Origin of the sequence: Arthrobacter sp. UNCCL28, from assembly GCF_900102805.1 — a bacterium.
Lineage (GTDB): Bacteria > Actinomycetota > Actinomycetes > Actinomycetales > Micrococcaceae > Arthrobacter > Arthrobacter nicotinovorans_A.
In genome coordinates, this window is record NZ_FMWE01000008.1 from 100,747 (window position 1) to 116,238 (window position 15,492).

Here is a 15,492-nt window from a genome sequence, read left to right on the forward strand (position 1 = left end):
ACGACACCAGCAATGTCAACAGTCAACTTAGAAGGTTGACTGTTGACAGTTAACGGAAGTAACGTGGTGTCCATCACTAAGGTCCCTCTCTGGCGAGGGCCCAAATTTGAGGATCAACGACGATGTTTCATCAACGACTTGGCTGTTCGTCCATCAGCTTCCGCCACCAGGATCTGGCAAGTGCCCTGCACACGATGCGCAGCCTCGGCTTCGAGGAAATCGACCTCGGCGCACTTCCGGGCGTTTGCGACCATGTGCCGTACGTACTGGACGCCGGGGCAGTGGAGGCCGTTGCCGCCGTCGTCAATAGCTCAGGACTGCGCGTCCGTTCGGTGAACGGCGATATCGGGGACCTCAATGAAACGCTCGACGCCGGTGCCCGGGAAACGCGCGAACGGCACCTCGGGATGCTGCTCGCCCTGGCCGCCAAGACCGGTGCGAAAGCGCTGGTACTGCCCTGCGGGGCAATCGACCACGATCCCGTGCGCGGCCTGGAAGAAGACATCGACCTCGTGGCGGAGCAGCTGATCCATGCCTCTTCCCGTGCAGCAGAGTTCGGCGTCGAGCTCTGGACCGAATCCCTGCACTACTACCGGCTGTGTTGGAACACGGAACGGGCACAGCTGCTGGCCGACCGCCTGGCCGGTTCCGGCGTCGGAATCGTCATGGACTTCAGCCACATCGTTGCTTCCGGTGGCGACCCCGTGGACTTCGTGGACCGCTTCGCCCCACTGGTGAAGCACGTCCACCTCCGGGACGCAGTTCCGGCCACGGAAACCGAACCCGGAAACATCAACCTCAGCATCGGCAACGGCAACGCAGACTTCGCTGCAGGCCTGGCAGCACTGGGGAACGTCGGCTACACAGGCCACTTCTCCCTGGAACTCGAAACCCGGGACGTCACCCACGACGAACGCCCGGCGGCCGCCGCCAAGGCAGCCAGCTTCATCACAGACCTCATCTAAACCCGCCACCTCATATTCAAGGAGCACCATGACCACCATCCAGCGCACCGCCGTCCTCACCGGAGCTACCTCCGATCGCGGCATTGGCCTCACCACCGCCCGCCGCTACGCCAACCAGGGCTGGGGCATCGTCATCCTGGACCTGGACGGCGAGAAGTCTGCCAAGGTTGCCGCCGAGATTGCCAACGAGTTCAACGTTCCGGCGTTCGGCTACGAGATCGACGTTGCCAATGAAGCCTCCGTCATTGCAGCCCAAGCCGCCGTCGCCGCCGAAGTTGCCGCAGGAAACCTCCCTCCCGTGGGAGCACTGGCCAACATCGCCGGCATCACCTCCCCCGTCCCGTTCCTGGAAACCACCCTCGAACTGTGGCACAAGGTCATGGACGTCAACGCCACCGGAACCTACCTCGTCACCAAGGCCTTCCTGCCGGACATGATCGCCAACGGTTGGGGCCGCATTGTGAACATGTCCTCGGTCTCGGCCCAGCGCGGCGGCGGCGTCTTCGGCAAGGTGCCCTACTCCGCTGCGAAGGCCGCCATCCTGGGCTTCACCAAGGCACTGGCCCGCGAAATCGGCGAGACCGGTGTGACCGTAAACGCCATCACCCCCGGCGCCGTGGACACCAACATCCGCGTGGGCAGCACCGAGGAGCAGGAAGCCGCCATCAACGCCGGCATCCCGCTGGGCCGCAACGCCACCACCGAGGAAGTAGCAGCAGTCATCACTTTCCTCTCCTCCGAAGACTCGGCTTACCTGACCGGCACCACCATCGACATCAACGGCGGCAGCCACATCCACTAACTCTCGTCGCCCGCACCAGCACCAGGAGCCCCAATGACCAGAATCTTCAACGATCCAGCTGATTTTGCGGACGAGGCCTTGGCCGGCTTCTGCGATGCCCATTCGGACCTTGTCCGGCACGTTCCGGGCGGCGCCGTACGCCGGCACCGCCCGTCAGCCCCCAAGGTCGCCGTTATCACCGGCGGCGGATCCGGACACTACCCGGCCTTCGCCGGCATCATCGGCCCGGGCTTCGCTGACGGCGCCGTGGTGGGCAACATCTTCACCTCCCCGTCAGCGCAGCAGGCTTACTCAGTGGCCAAAGCGGCCAACTCCGGAGCCGGTGTGGTGTTCACCTACGGGAACTATGCCGGTGACGTGATGAATTTCGGCATGGCCAGCGAACGGCTGAACGCAGAGGGGATCCCGACGGAAAACGTTCTGGTGACTGATGACATCGCCAGCGCATCCCCCGCAGAGTCGGAGAAGCGTCGCGGTATTGCCGGTGACTTCGTGGTCTTCAAAGTCATGGGTGCAGCGGCCGAAGCCGGGCTGGACCTTGAGTCTGTGGTTCGTTTGGGTCGAAAGGCCAACAGCCTCACCAAGACCATCGGCACAGCCTTCAGCGGCTGCACCTTCCCCGGTGCCGAGCAGCCCCTGTTCCGCCTTCCCGAGGGGCAGATGGGCCTGGGACTTGGCATCCACGGCGAACCTGGACTGTTCGATACCGAGCTGCCATCCGCCGTCGAGCTCGGCCGGGAACTGGTGCGGCGAGTGCTGGCTGAAGCGCCCCCGGACGGTTCACGCCGCCTGGCTGTAATCCTCAATGGCCTGGGTTCCACCAAGCACGAGGAACTTTTTGTCCTCTGGCGCACCGTGGCTCCGCTGCTTCGCGAAGCCGGCTACACCTTGGTGATGCCGGAGGTTGGCGAGCTGGTGACCAGCCTGGATATGGCCGGTGCCTCGCTGACGCTGACGTGGCTGGATGAGGAACTCGAGCAGTACTGGACCGCTCCGGCGCTGACACCGGCCTACCGCAGGGGTGCCCTGGGGTTCGAGGTTCCTTCCGCAGTTGCTGCAGACGCCGAGCTGGATGCTGCGACCACCGCCGACTACTCCTCAACAGAGGAGTCGCGCTCGTACGCCGCGCACTGCTTGCATGCCTTGGACACCACTGCAGCCCTGTTGCGCACCTCCGCAACGATGCTCGGCGACATGGACGCAATAGCAGGCGACGGCGACCACGGCCGCGGGATGGTCCGTGGCTCGGTCGCAGCCCTGGACGCAGCGGCAGTTGCTTCTGGGCGCGGCGCCGGAGCCGGCTCGCTGCTGGCCGCTGCCGGAGACGCGTGGGCCGACAGAGCCGGAGGAACGTCAGGCGTGCTGTGGGGCGCGGGATTGCGCGCCTTTGGTGAGCGGTTGGGAGATGCGGAAATCCCGACGCCGGATGTCCTCGCCCAGGCTGTCCGGGCCTTCGCCGACCGCATCGCAAGCCTCGGAAAGGCGGAGCTTGGCGACAAGACCATGATGGACGCTTTGCTGCCTTTTGCCTCCTCCCTTGAGGAGCGAATCGGCGCCGGCACCCACCCTGAGCAAGCCTGGTCCGCCGCCGCGGCCGACGCCACCCGGGCCGCTGCGTCCACTGCGGAACTTCGCCCCTTGAAGGGACGCGCCCGGCCGCTGGCAGAGAAGAGCCTCGGCACCCCGGATCCGGGGGCGACATCGCTCGCCATGGTGTTTGCCGCCGTCGGGCCTCACTTCACTGCCGTTCCCGTTGCAGCCCCCGTTGCAGCAACCACCTAGGAGAACTTATGCGCATCATTGTGGGCGCCGACGAAGCCGGCGTTGACTACAAAGACAGGATTCTGGCCGACCTTGAGGCTGACTCCCGGATCACTGAAGTGATCGATATCGGAGTAAACCGGGCCGATGAGGACTTCACCAGGCCCTATCCCTACGTTGGCATCGCGGCCGGTGAAATGATCCGCGACGGCAAGGCCGACCGGGCCATCCTGTTCTGCGGCACGGGAATCGGGGTTGCAATTGCTGCCAACAAGGTTCCCGGTATCAGGGCCACAGCCGCACACGATTCCTTCTCCGTTGAGCGCTCCATCTTGTCCAATGACTGCCAGGTCCTCACCATGGGCCAGCGGGTTGTGGGCGTGGAGTTGGCCCGCCGGTTGGCCAGGGAGTGGATCGGCTACGTCTTCGATCCTTCGTCCGGATCAGCTGCGAAAGTGAAGGTCCTCAGCGACTTCGAGGGCTGCTGAAAACCTCCTGAGCATGGAAAAAGGCCGCGCAGGCGGTAAGAAACCCTCCTGCGCGGCCCTCGAGGCGTAAAACCTACTTGATCAGCGCGGCTGCCTGATCCATAAGGGCACCGGCCGCTTCCGGCCCGCCGTCCACACCCTCGCTGGCGGACGCCGTGGCGGAGATCAGGACACCATCTTTGACCGCATGGGCAATGTAGATTGCACCCACCCTTCCGTCAGGAAGGGCCATGACGGTCTTGTAACCCGCTGTTCCGGGTACTTTGCCCATGCCTTCGACCTTCTCGGTAGAGGTAGTGAGCGTCTGCCCTTCAGCGGAGTACGAGACCTTTTTGCACTCCTCCGCCTGGGATTTGCTCTTCTCCAAGTCGTCACGGAGGCGGGCGGCATCGACGCCGGAGGTCATTGAGACACTGCTGATGAAACCGTTGGCCTTGGTGCGGGTGGTGCCGGCCACCGCGGAACCATCGATGGTGCGAGGCGCCCCGAGCAGGAATGGATCCTTGCAGGCGGCGGGTTCAATGGTGGCTCCCGCGAATCCCTTGACCACCGAGTCATACTGCGCCAGCAGCTCGTCGCCGGAGAGGACGGCGGGGGTGGTGCCATCGGCCAGCTTGACCTGCCCGACCAATCCGATGAGCTCTTCCTTGGTGTACTGCTTCACGGGCGTCGGCGCCGGAGCAGCAGCCTCACTTGCCGGGGCGGACGTTGATCCTTGTGGGGCCGCCGTCCCACCACCACAGGCCGTGAGAGCCACAATTACCAGTGCCGATGCCCCGAATCCGAGCAGCGAATTTTTCTTCATGTGTTTCCCCAATAATTCTTAGTGATGCGCCCGCGGACACGGACCCCACTTAGACTACTGGCCCTGCTTGGCTGCCCTGGACTGCGCCGTTTGGGGGCTAGAAGCCGCCGCCACCGGCGCCTGAGTCGCCTGCCATATTGGCAAAACGCGAGTAGTGGCCCTGGAACGCAACCACAATGTCCTTGGTGGGACCGTTACGGTGCTTGGCGATGAGGATGTCCGCTTCACCGGCGCGCGGCGATTCCTTGTCATAGACATCCTCACGGTGCAGCAGGATAACCATGTCGGCGTCCTGCTCGATCGAGCCGGATTCACGGAGGTCGGACACCATGGGGCGCTTGTCCTGACGCTGCTCGGAACCACGGTTCAGCTGCGAGAGGGCGATGACGGGAACCTGGAGCTCCTTGGCGAGCAGCTTAAGCGCACGCGAGAACTCGGAAACTTCCTGCTGGCGGGATTCCACCTTTTTGCCGGAGCTCATGAGCTGGAGGTAGTCCAGGATGACCAGTTTGAGGTCGTGCTGCTGCTTCAGGCGGCGGCATTTTGCCCGGATCTCCATGAGGGACATGTTGGGGCTGTCGTCAATGAACAATGGAGCATCGTTCATGCGGCCCATGGTGGTGGCAATCTTGGACCATTGCTCGTCCTTGATGGTGCCCTTGCGGAGGTCCTGCAGGCCAATGGTGGCTTCGGCAGAAAGAAGGCGCATGGCGATCTCGTTCCGGCCCATTTCCAAGGAGAACATGACTGTAGCCAGGTTGTTCTTGATGGCGGCGGAACGGGCGAAGTCCAGCGCGAACGTGGACTTACCCACGGCGGGACGTGCTGCGATGACGATCATCTGGCCGGGGTGGAGTCCGTGCGTCAGTTCATCCAACTCGTAGAAGCCGGTAGGGACGCCGGTCATGCCTTCGCCGCGGTGGCCGGAGGCTTCGATCTCGTCCACGGTGGATTCCATGACGTCCTTCAACGCCACGTAGTCCTCGGCGGTACGCTTTTCCGCCACCGCGTAGACCTCGGCCTGGGCCTGGTTGACCAGGTCCTCCACTTCGCCGTCCTGGCCGTAACCCATCTGGACGATTTTGGTGCCGGCATTAACGAGGCGGCGGAGGACTGCGCGCTCGGCAACGATCTCGGCGTAGTACCCGGCGTTGGCTGCCGTGGGCACGGTCTGAATGAGCTCGTGAAGGTAGGCAGGACCACCGATCCTGTTGATTTCCCCGCGCTTGGTCAGTTCATCGGAGACAGTGACGGCGTCAGCAGGTTCACCCCGACCATAGAGGTCGATGATGGACTCATAGATGGTCTCGTGCGCCGGACGGTAAAAGTCGTGGCCGCGGACAATTTCGACCACATCCGCGATTGCGTCCTTGGACAGCATCATGCCGCCGAGCACCGATTGCTCGGCAGGAATGTCCTGGGGAGGTTTCCGGCTCGAGTCCGAAGCGCGTGTGCCCTCGATTGAGTCCAAGTGCGTAACTGACAAAGCCGTCCTCCATTTGTGTACCGCTGCAGAGATCTACTCCCTGGCGGCCCGTAAAGCGCAGTGTGTGGCTACGAGGTCCGCCTGGTGTCTCTGACGATGCCAGAGAGGGCGGACAAAATAGCGTATCCACAAGTTATCCACAGCTGATATCTCCCACCTGGCGCCAGAAGTGGCTATTTCAGGGTCCGGGGAAACTCAACAGGGGATATCCAGGTCCAAAATGGACACTCCAGACACGTTACAGCAGGTGCCTGACACCCCCTGTGGAAAACCTGTGGAATACAAGCCCCACGTTGTGCACAGACTGTGCGTTACCCTGTGGATAGAGAAATTCTTTTGCAGGAAAACAGCCCCTGACCTGCGGAAACGTACTTCACAAGCTGTGGACTGAAGAAAGATTCGCCGCGGATTAATCCACAGACCCCGCGTCCAACCACGCATGGAGGGGCGAAAAAAACACACCAAACATGCCCCAAATGTGATGCATCTTACAAAGTCACTTGAATTTGACACGACTCTCTCGGAAGCTTATGCCGTTCATGGAATGTGCTGTGGATAACCAACTTCTGGCATAAGCTCTAGGCATGGGGATGAACTTTGGTGATGTGTTGACGATTGCCCTTCCGCTTCTAGTCCTCGTCGGCCTGCTGTGGGCGCTCACGGCGGCCTTTAAACCGCGCGATACCGGCGTCTCCGACGCCGAGAGGTATCAGCGGGAACTGGCAGCCCGCTCGGCTGCGCACCAAGCGTCCCAAGTCCAGGAAGCACTGGCTTTGCGGGCCCGCATCGAGGCCACCACCAAGCCAAGCCAGAACGAGGCCAGCCACCGGGAACAGGCGGAGAACGCCCGGACCGCCATCCAAGCCCAGGCCGGGAGGTCAGCATCGGCGGGGCAGGCCGGACACCAGCCCGCCGTCCTTCCCAACGGCCAACTGAACCCACAGCTTGCTTTCGAGCTCCAAAACCTGGTTCGCAGCGGGAAAAAGATCGAGGCCATCAAGGTTCTGCGCCAAGCCACCCACTCAGACCTGCTTACCGCCAAGAACTACGTAGATCGGCTCTGACAACGCCATGGATTCCATCCTCATCCCGCTCCTGATCCTCGTTGCGGTCATTGCGGGCGTGCTCCTGCTCATTCGCTCGTTCACCAAGCGCTCCGCCGAATCCAAGGCGGACGCAGCAGCGGCCAACACCCCTACGGATCCCGTGGAGCTCGCCAGGGAATCTGCCGCCAAGCTGAACCAGGAGCAGCACCGGCAGCTGTACTCCCTGATTGCGCGGGGCCAAGGCATGGCAGCCATCAAGCTATACCTCCAGTCCACCGGAGAAGGCCTACGGGCATCGCGCGATGCCGTAGGTGCCCTCGCAGCGCACCCGCAGCCGTTCACGCCCGAGGTCCCCGCCAAGGACCTGCTGGCCGAGGACGATGACGAGCCGGAGCGTTTCCCGTACCGGTACCGGGCCATCGTCAGCAAAGGCGAGGTGACCCGGGAAGTGAGCAGCAACATGCTCAATGACGAGATCTACGGAAGAATCCGCACGCTCGCCAAAAGCGGCGATGTCGAGGGCGCTGCCATCGCGCTGACACGCCACTCGGACATCACCATCAAACAGGCCCGCGAGTTTATTGAACTGTTGGACGACTAGGAAGCCCTAGAAGTCGAACAGGTCCCCGAGGAAGCCTTCCTTCTTCTTGCGCTTGCGGCCATATCCATCGCGGTCGTAGCCATCACGCCTGTCCCCATCCCGCCGGTCGTAGTCACGCCTGTCCCTGTCGTCATAGCGCGGCTGCTGGGGACGGGATTCGAACGGGTTGTAAAGGGGCGGCGGCGCAATAGGGGGCTGGGCCGGTGCAGCTGCAGGACGGGCGGCCGCAGGGCCTGTTTCCGCGGCGACACGATCAATGATCTTGTCCAACTCGCCACGGTCCAGCCATACACCCCTGCATTGCGGGCAGTAGTCGATCTCCACGCCGCTTCGTTCGCTCATCACCAGGTCAATGGAATCCACAGGACATTTCATGTCTGCCCCAACGATCAACCGTGCAAATTAGTTCAGGCCAGCCAAGGACCGGGACTGCCCCAGGCAGCCTCTTCCGCGGCTGCTTCCCGGACAGGACTAACGGCCCGCTGAGATCCCTGCCAGCAGCTGCTCGAACGGCAATGACTCAAGGGCATCATTCTTGCGGTTTGGTTGGGGGCCGCTGAGCAGTTGCACCAGTTCACCCGCAGCCCTGTCCACGCGCGCCGAGAGGGGCGAGCCGCCGTCGTCGGTGTTTCCCCAGTCCTGCGGCCCCGCGAAGACGCCGGTAGCCGCAATCCTGGTGCGGAGGTAGGTGAACAGCGGCCGCATGGCGTAGTCGAGCACCATCTGGTGGCGGTCCGTGCCGCCCGTAGCGCCGAGGAGAACGGCTTTGCCATCCAGGGACTTCGGATCAAGGACGTCGATGAACGATTTGAAGAGTCCGCTGTAGGAGGCGCTGAAGACAGGGCTCACGGCGATGATGGCGTCGGACTGGTCGACGCCGGCAATCACCTCAGCCAGACGGGGCGCGGCATAGCCGGTCACAAAGTTGTTGGCGATGTCCACCGCGAGGTCGCGCAGTTCGACGATGTCGATCGTGGCGTCGTAGCCTGCCGCACGCAGCTGTCGCTCGGCGGAAGCGGCCAGTTGGTCGGCCAGCAGGCGGCTCGACGACGGGACACCGAGTCCGGCGGAAAGTACGGTGATGCGGCGGGTTTCCATGGCATTCTCCTGTTGCTTGTTCATCCAGTTTACATGCGTTTGCATCTAAATCAATGAACAGGGGGCTGCCCTGAAGTATTCCCTGAACCCCTATCTCCCCTTCAGTTCGGTCAGGAACGCCACCGTGGCCGCGGAAATCTGCCCTTGCGCATCCTCGCGATCCACAGAAGGGTCGCGGTCGCCGGGCTGGGGCCCATAGCTGCCGAAGAACGCGTGGTTACCGCCCTGGACCTCCACGAACGTGGAATCCAAGGGCAGCAGTTCGCGGGAAGCATTGATCTTTTCCGGCGTGCTGAGTCCGTCCTTCGAGCCGGAGATGGACAGCACCTTCAGCCCGGCGCGGTCGCGCATGGAATCCAGCGGATAGGAGGCGTAGAGCAGCAGGCCGTTAACGTCCTGGTTGCCCAGCGCGAACGAGCTCGCACTGACGCCGCCCAACGAATGGCCGCCTACCGTCCACGTGGAAATCTCCGGATGCGCCGCCATCGCACCACTGGCTTGGTTGCCGTCCAGCAAACTGAGATTAAGGGGTGTCTTCAAAATCACCACCAACACTCCTGCATCCGCTGCGGGCTTGAGAATATCCACGTAGGCCCTGGCTTCAACCCGGGCGCCCGGGTAGAAGACGAGGCCCTTGGTGGCCTGTCCACCTTCGGGCGCCAGGACGATCGCCGTCGGCTCCTCAGCCATAGAGACGCCGGCCGCTGCCCCGGCTGCGGCCGGCGGCTGGTACGCGAAAGGGTTCAGCCACACCAGCATGGCCACCAGCGCGAGCACCGCCACGCGCCCTGCCCACGCCCCGACGGCCCGCCATGCAGAACGCTTCAGGGAAACGCGGCGGCGCCGCCACAGCAGGACAGCCCAAAGAAGCCCGACGACGGCGGCAGTCACCAACAGGGCGGGCATCAACGGGTGGCCGCGCAGAACGGCGGGATTCCCGATCAGCATCCACAGGGGAACAAGGACCAGGGCCGCCGCGCACACTCCGGACGCCCAGTAAAGAACGGGCCTGCGAGTGGCTTGAACGGCGTCAGGAGAGGAAGTCATACTCCAATAATAGTTCCATCATGGAGATACTTTGAACCTTCCGCATGTGGGACGCTGAAGTTTTAGCGCCGCGGGGCGTGTGTGGACAGGAAAGCAAACGTCCTGTCCCGCGCCTCGCGGGCCTCGTCAAAGTTCAAGTGGAACTGGTACTCGTGCGGCAGTTCGGGCTCGTGGGTGGCGGGCCAGAACAGCTCGGTCACCTGAACGCCGGCATCCTTGAGGCGGTTGCTGTAGGGAACCGACTGCAGCCAGGTGAGTCCGTCACCGTTCCCACCACTGATGAAAGTGGGCGGGAAATCGTCCGTGACGAAGTCAATGGTGGACATGGTGGCCCCGGCATAGGTGGCGGACCAATCCTTTGTGCCCGTGTACGCCCACAAGGACGTCTTGAAACCCCAGGCAACGATCCCGCTGAGGTCCGCCATGGCCCGGAGGTCATAGACACCGCAATGCAGGATGGTGGCCGCCAACTCCGACTTCTGGAGGGCCGGCTCGATCCCCATCAGGTTGGCATACTCCGGGTTTACGGTCAGGGTGGTCATCTGGCTGGCGAGCTGGGCCCCGGCAGAGTCACCGGCCAGGACAATCCTGCTGGTGTCCACATTCAGTTCGGCTGCATGGGCCTTGATGTAGGCCAAGGCCTCGTTGATGTCACGCACGGCAGTGGGGTACGTGGCTTCGGGCGCGATGGGGTAACTCATGCCAATGGTGGTGTACCCCTCGGCGGCAATGATCTGGAGATACGGATTCACGTCCCGTTGCGCGCCGGAAATCCAGGCACCCCCATGAATCCACACCACCGTGGGAAGGGGCGCCGTGGTTCCCTCGGGGCTGAAGACGTCAAAGGTTGAACCGGGCTTATAGACCACTCCAGCTTGGGTCTGCAGCGGGGTATCCGGGATATACGGTGTCATCTCGTCGATGGTTGCCTGCGCCCCGCGCTCAAAGACGCTCCGGATCAGCATCGCCGAAGGCCATGGCGTCGCCGACAACACCAGCAGGACGATCAATACCAGCACGATCGCGATGTCCAGCTTCTTCAGCCGCAAGGACCGTTTTCGCCCCGGCCGCGACAATCGACCCGCGCCTGCTGGTTGGTCTTTACCCGTGCTGGCTTGGATTGATTCCAACGGTCCCATCACACACACTCCCCCGGTCGGCGCACTTGTGGACCATGCTACGGCCGCCAAGGCGTTTGCCGACGTCAGTCCGACGGTCGCGCCGCCCGCAGCAGGACGCCTTCGCCGCCGTCGAACGTTAGCGTGTGGAAGGCGGCACCGCGGGCAACCTCGGTAAACCCCCACCGCCGGTGCAAAGCCAACGAGGCCTCGTTGCGCGCATTGACCACGTACCAGGCACACTCCGCCCGCTCCCACACCCACTCAAGGCGGGCCCGGGTCAGCTCCACAGCCACTCCCCGCCGCCGGAACCCGGGTCGGACAGTGACGCCACCCAAATAGTGCCCAGTTGGTGCCGGGCCGTCGCCATGGTCCCAGTAGTGCGTTTTCGCCCAGCCCACGACGCCGGAACCTCCAGCCGCCGTCGTGTCATCCTGCGCTTCGGCCACTAGGACCAGACGGGCGGGGTCCACCATAGCGGCGGTCATATTCGCGGTGAACGGCCCCGATCCGGTTGCGGAAACACGACCCGCATCCAGCTCCACAGCCAGTATGCCCGCCACGTCAGCGGGCAGGGCGGGTCGGATCGTGAAAGACATCGGCCCAGTCTAATCAGCGGAATTGCTTGCACTATGAGGGCCAGCTCATAGAGTGGAATCTGGCCACCGACGCCTGAACGGCACCTACGAAAGCAGACCATGACACAGCCAGCAATCGCCCCTCTGGACGGTGTCCGGGTCCTGGAACTCGGCAACTACATCGCGGCACCCACGGCAGGACGCCTGCTGGCCGATTTCGGGGCCGAGGTCATCAAGGTGGAGCGGCCCGGGACCGGCGACGAACTGCGCAACTGGCGCCTGCACAAAGGCACCACGTCCATGCTCTACCGGACGCTGAACCGCAACAAGAAGTCCGTGGTCCTGGACCTTCGCACCGATGCGGGCAGGAAGGCGGTGCTCGAACTCGTTGCCAAGTGCGACATCCTGCTGGAGAACTTCAGGCCAGGCACCTTGGAAAAGTGGGGCCTGGGACCGGACGTCCTCAACCAAGCGAATCCGGACCTGATCATCACCCGCATCTCCGCCTTTGGGCAGACCGGACCGCTGTCTGAGCGGCCCGGCTTCGCCGCCGTCGCCGAAGCGTACGGTGGGTTCCGCAATCTGGTGGGCGACCCGGACCGTGCTCCCGTCCGGGTAGGCGTTTCCATTGGCGACTCGATCGCGGGACTGTATGCCGCCTTCGGTTCCGTGATGAGCCTGTACCAGCGTGAAGCACGACGCCGGGACTCGGCAGGCGCTGCCCCCCTCACCGAGCGCATTATCGACGTCGCGCTGAACGAGGCCATGTTCTCCATGATGGAATCGCTGATCCCGGACTATCAGGCGTACGGCGTGGACCGGCAACGCGTGGGTGGCCGAATGGAGGGGATTGCGCCGTCCAACGCATACCTGTGCAAGGACGGTTCCAGTATTGTGGTGGCTGGCAACGGCGACTCGATCTTTCAGCGGTACATGCAGACCATTGGGCGCCCGGACCTGGCGGAGGACCCTTCCCTGCAATCGAATGCCGGGCGCTGGGCGCAGCGCGAAGAACTGGATCAGGCGATCGGAGAATGGACCGCTGGGCTCTCCGCTGCCGAGGCTCTCGCGGCGCTTGAGGCTGCAGGGGTTCCAGCCGGGCCCATCTACACGGCGGCCGATATCAGCACGGACAACCAGTACGCTGCCCGCAACATGATCCAGAAGTTCGACGTCTCTACCGGCGAGGAAGTCCTCCCCGGCGTCGGCTTCCCCGGCATTGTTCCGGTCATTGGCAACCAGTCCCTGCCCATCCGGAACCTGGGACCCGACCTGGGTGAAAATACCCAGGAGATCCTTGGTGGGCTCCTGAACATGGATGCCGCACAGATCAAGGCCGCTACCGGCCACGAGGAGGCCCTCCACCCATGAACCCGTACGAAAGCCCCCTGGCCTCAACACTGGGCAACGTGATCCTGCGTGACGTCACGCTGCGCGACGGACTCCAGCTCACCGGCAAGCTCCTGCCCACCGAACAGAAGATCCAGACCGTAAGGGAACTGCTGCGGCTGGGAGTGCCCGCCATCGAGCTGGGCTCCATGGCCCGCGCAGACCTGGTCCCCACCATGGCCAACACCCTGGACGTAGTCCGGGCCCTCACGCCGGAGGAACTGGAAAAGTGTTGGATCTGGGTAGCCACACCCGGACACGTAGCCAAGGCGTCAGCGGCTGGTGCCCGTAATTTCCAGTACTGCTTGTCTGCCTCGGATTCGCACAACAAGGCGAACATCGGGCGCACCACGGATGAGAGCCTGGCCGCGCTGCCTGAAGCTGTGGAATACTCCCGTGCCGTGAACGGGCGGATCCAGTTGTGCATTGCGACCTCGTTCACCTGCCCTTTTGAGGGATACGTCCCCGAGGAACGCATCCTTTCCATTGCCAACGATCCCCGTGCTGCAGGCACCGCGGACATCGTCATCTGCGACACCCTGGGCCAGGCCGTCCCTGCGCAGGTTTCCCGCCTTATTACCCGCGTGCGCGACGAGTCCCCTGAGCGCCGGATCGTCTATCACGGGCACGACACCTGGGGCCTGGGGGTGGCGAACACCCTCGCGGCCATTCAAGCCGGCGCCGCCATGGTGGACGGCGCCCTTGGCGGATTGGGTGGTTGCCCGTTCGCCCCCGGCGCCAGCGGCAATACCTCCAGCGAGGACATTCTCTTCGCAACCCGTCCGGAGTGGCTTACTCCCGGGATTTTCGGAGAGCTCGTGGCGCTGTCCGAGAAATTGCTGGCCGAACTTGGTGAACCGAACCGTTCCAAGGCGGCCCAGGGCGCGCGTTCGAAGGCAGAGGCCTTTGACTGGGTGGTTCCTGTCCCTCTTCAGCCTGCGCCCTAATGCTGTTTCCTAGTTCTTCCTGCCTGCTCCGCCCGCAGCCATCAGCGCCAAACGCCTCAGGGTCTCGCGGTTGCGCACAGCTATCACCGGGTCCCGCAGGGCCTTGGGTATCACTTTTCCAGGACCACGCACGGCGTCCTCTTCAATGGAGACCTTGCACTGGTTACCCCCAAGGTCTTCCATGGTGATCAGCACTTTGGCTTCGCCCAAGGGCCAGCCCCTGGCAACAAGTTCCAGCGACTTGCCCGGTTCCATGCCGGTCACCCTGCTGCTGTCATCGAGCAGGAAGGGCCACGACCCCACTGAGTGGTGCAGCTTGGAACCTACCTGCGGCCAGTGATCGTCCACGGCGCGGATCCTTGAGGCACCCACCACCCAGCCTGAATAGAGCCAGCCGTCTTCGATGACCTTCCAGACGTCAGTGGCGGGGGACGTGAACAGCTGCGTCACGGTGGACATGGTGTTCCTCTCTGAGCAGGTGTAGCCGCGGCGATGACGTTAAGCTAAGCATGCTTATTGTTTGCCCGCCATAGGCCGCCGGCTGTCAGGAGCCCGGCTTGGTGGCCTTGCCGTCCAACCAGAGTATGTCCGACTCGTCCCGGTGCGTTCCATCCGATCCCACATGCTTGCTGTCGATCTGTGGCCCTTTCTTGATGACGTGAACCAAGGCCATTCCATGTCCCCGCCCGAGGTCGTAGTCAGCTTTGAGCCATTCAAGGATGGTCCCGGCTTTCACGGAAGGATCATTAAATCCTTTGGATTCGGCGATCCCCACCAATTCCCGCGGAGTGAGCCCGGTTTTGTCTTCAATGGCATCGAGGTAAGCCTGGAATGACATCAGTGGTGCCCCATCTCTGTTTCATGAATTCATCTATTTGTGCGGTCATCGTACCGGGCCGAACGAATCATCAGGTGGCCCCTGTAGGCTGGCATCTTGAATTTGGGGGAATCAATGGCAAACCAGTTTCACTCTCATGCACGGCCACGCGCTGGATGCATCTCCGTGCTGTTCGTTGGAGTTGTGTTCATTGCCTGGCTTTGCTCCATTCTCTGGACGGCAATAGATGAAGGCGGCGTCCCATCCGACGCAGGATTCCCCGCGGTTCCCGCACCCAGCAAAGCAGGAGTAATTTCCCTGGAATGTGGATCAGGAGGCTGTTCGCGCGAAATGGTTGTGGACGTCCAACCGCCACACACCGCCCAATCGCTGGGAGCCGAAATGGGCCTGACCTCTAAACGCTGTGGCCCCCTGAACTTGTGGACCCTGCGAAAGACCTGCACCGGTATCGCCAACGCCGGCGGCAGGGAATTCCGGATCTACCTGCAGTACTCGTCCCCACTGTCGAAGTAATAGGGCGGCT

Annotated in this window: 18 protein-coding genes; 9 read left to right on the forward strand and 9 right to left on the reverse strand. The window is 62.9% G+C overall.

The features are described 5' to 3' along the window. Positions 1 to 122 precede the first annotated feature (122 nt). The 4 genes from BLQ01_RS18835 to BLQ01_RS18850 are packed head-to-tail and all read left to right on the forward strand — an operon-like array spanning position 123 to position 4,016. Entirely contained in the window at positions 123 to 965 is an 843-nt protein-coding gene (locus BLQ01_RS18835) for a sugar phosphate isomerase/epimerase family protein (RefSeq protein WP_091553570.1), read from the forward strand. Between the two features lie 28 nt (positions 966 to 993). After that, positions 994 to 1,767 (forward strand): SDR family NAD(P)-dependent oxidoreductase, encoded by a 774-nt coding sequence (locus BLQ01_RS18840; RefSeq protein ID WP_026547753.1) that lies wholly within the window; start codon positions 994 to 996, stop codon positions 1,765 to 1,767. A 33-nt stretch (positions 1,768 to 1,800) separates the two neighbouring features. Then, positions 1,801 to 3,549 carry a dihydroxyacetone kinase family protein gene (locus BLQ01_RS18845; protein WP_091553573.1) on the forward strand — a complete coding sequence of 583 codons (1,749 nt, stop codon included), beginning with the start codon at positions 1,801 to 1,803 and terminating at the stop codon, positions 3,547 to 3,549. Positions 3,550 to 3,557: 8 nt separating this feature from the next. After that, positions 3,558 to 4,016 carry a ribose-5-phosphate isomerase gene (locus BLQ01_RS18850; RefSeq protein ID WP_026541080.1) on the forward strand — a complete coding sequence of 153 codons (459 nt, stop codon included), beginning with the start codon at positions 3,558 to 3,560 and terminating at the stop codon, positions 4,014 to 4,016. Positions 4,017 to 4,089: 73 nt separating this feature from the next. Here BLQ01_RS18850 and BLQ01_RS18855 read toward each other — a convergent pair whose 3' ends face one another. Next, on the reverse strand, positions 4,090 to 4,821 hold the full coding sequence (locus BLQ01_RS18855) for a hypothetical protein (protein ID WP_026547756.1): 732 nt from the start codon (positions 4,819 to 4,821) through the stop codon (positions 4,090 to 4,092). A 97-nt stretch (positions 4,822 to 4,918) separates the two neighbouring features. Next, on the reverse strand, positions 4,919 to 6,307 hold the full coding sequence (gene dnaB, locus BLQ01_RS18860; RefSeq protein WP_026541078.1) for a replicative DNA helicase: 1,389 nt from the start codon (positions 6,305 to 6,307) through the stop codon (positions 4,919 to 4,921). A gap of 590 nt (positions 6,308 to 6,897) precedes the next feature. On the opposite strand from dnaB, the gene BLQ01_RS18865 reads away from it, so the two are divergent. Next, positions 6,898 to 7,371 (forward strand): hypothetical protein, encoded by a 474-nt coding sequence (locus BLQ01_RS18865; RefSeq protein WP_026541077.1) that lies wholly within the window; start codon positions 6,898 to 6,900, stop codon positions 7,369 to 7,371. A gap of 7 nt (positions 7,372 to 7,378) precedes the next feature. After that, positions 7,379 to 7,954, forward strand: coding sequence for a hypothetical protein (locus BLQ01_RS18870; RefSeq protein ID WP_026547757.1), 576 nt, complete (start codon positions 7,379 to 7,381; stop codon positions 7,952 to 7,954). A 6-nt stretch (positions 7,955 to 7,960) separates the two neighbouring features. Here the strand turns inward: BLQ01_RS18870 and BLQ01_RS18875 are convergent, their stop codons facing one another. From BLQ01_RS18875 to BLQ01_RS18895, 5 genes are all read right to left on the reverse strand, one after another. Next, positions 7,961 to 8,317 (reverse strand): TFIIB-type zinc ribbon-containing protein, encoded by a 357-nt coding sequence (locus BLQ01_RS18875; protein WP_026541075.1) that lies wholly within the window; start codon positions 8,315 to 8,317, stop codon positions 7,961 to 7,963. Positions 8,318 to 8,425: 108 nt separating this feature from the next. After that, entirely contained in the window at positions 8,426 to 9,052 is a 627-nt protein-coding gene (locus tag BLQ01_RS18880) for an FMN reductase (protein WP_026547758.1), read from the reverse strand. Positions 9,053 to 9,142: 90 nt separating this feature from the next. Continuing rightward, on the reverse strand, positions 9,143 to 10,099 hold the full coding sequence (locus BLQ01_RS18885; RefSeq protein ID WP_091553575.1) for an alpha/beta hydrolase: 957 nt from the start codon (positions 10,097 to 10,099) through the stop codon (positions 9,143 to 9,145). A 62-nt stretch (positions 10,100 to 10,161) separates the two neighbouring features. Then, positions 10,162 to 11,148, reverse strand: coding sequence for an alpha/beta hydrolase (locus tag BLQ01_RS18890; RefSeq protein WP_254779535.1), 987 nt, complete (start codon positions 11,146 to 11,148; stop codon positions 10,162 to 10,164). Positions 11,149 to 11,303: 155 nt separating this feature from the next. Next, complete coding sequence (locus BLQ01_RS18895) at positions 11,304 to 11,816, reverse strand: GNAT family N-acetyltransferase (protein WP_091553580.1); 513 nt, start codon at positions 11,814 to 11,816, stop codon at positions 11,304 to 11,306. A 99-nt stretch (positions 11,817 to 11,915) separates the two neighbouring features. Here BLQ01_RS18895 and BLQ01_RS18900 point away from each other — a divergent pair, with 99 nt between their 5' ends. Beyond that, positions 11,916 to 13,166, forward strand: a complete 1,251-nt coding sequence (locus tag BLQ01_RS18900; protein WP_091553583.1) for a CaiB/BaiF CoA transferase family protein — start codon at positions 11,916 to 11,918, stop codon at positions 13,164 to 13,166. Further along, positions 13,163 to 14,131, forward strand: coding sequence for a beta/alpha barrel domain-containing protein (locus BLQ01_RS18905; protein WP_091553584.1), 969 nt, complete (start codon positions 13,163 to 13,165; stop codon positions 14,129 to 14,131). The genes BLQ01_RS18900 and BLQ01_RS18905 overlap by 4 nt, the downstream gene beginning before the upstream one ends. Before the next feature lie 9 nt (positions 14,132 to 14,140). Here the strand turns inward: BLQ01_RS18905 and BLQ01_RS18910 are convergent, their stop codons facing one another. After that, positions 14,141 to 14,590: an SRPBCC family protein gene (locus BLQ01_RS18910; RefSeq protein WP_091553587.1), complete on the reverse strand. Its 450-nt coding sequence runs from the start codon at positions 14,588 to 14,590 to the stop codon at positions 14,141 to 14,143. Positions 14,591 to 14,675: 85 nt separating this feature from the next. Continuing rightward, positions 14,676 to 14,969 carry a DUF4287 domain-containing protein gene (locus tag BLQ01_RS18915; protein WP_091553588.1) on the reverse strand — a complete coding sequence of 98 codons (294 nt, stop codon included), beginning with the start codon at positions 14,967 to 14,969 and terminating at the stop codon, positions 14,676 to 14,678. 165 nt (positions 14,970 to 15,134) lie between these two features. Between BLQ01_RS18915 and BLQ01_RS18920 the strand changes: the two genes are divergently transcribed. Then, positions 15,135 to 15,482: a hypothetical protein gene (locus BLQ01_RS18920; RefSeq protein ID WP_254779536.1), complete on the forward strand. Its 348-nt coding sequence runs from the start codon at positions 15,135 to 15,137 to the stop codon at positions 15,480 to 15,482. Positions 15,483 to 15,492: the final 10 nt, after the last annotated feature.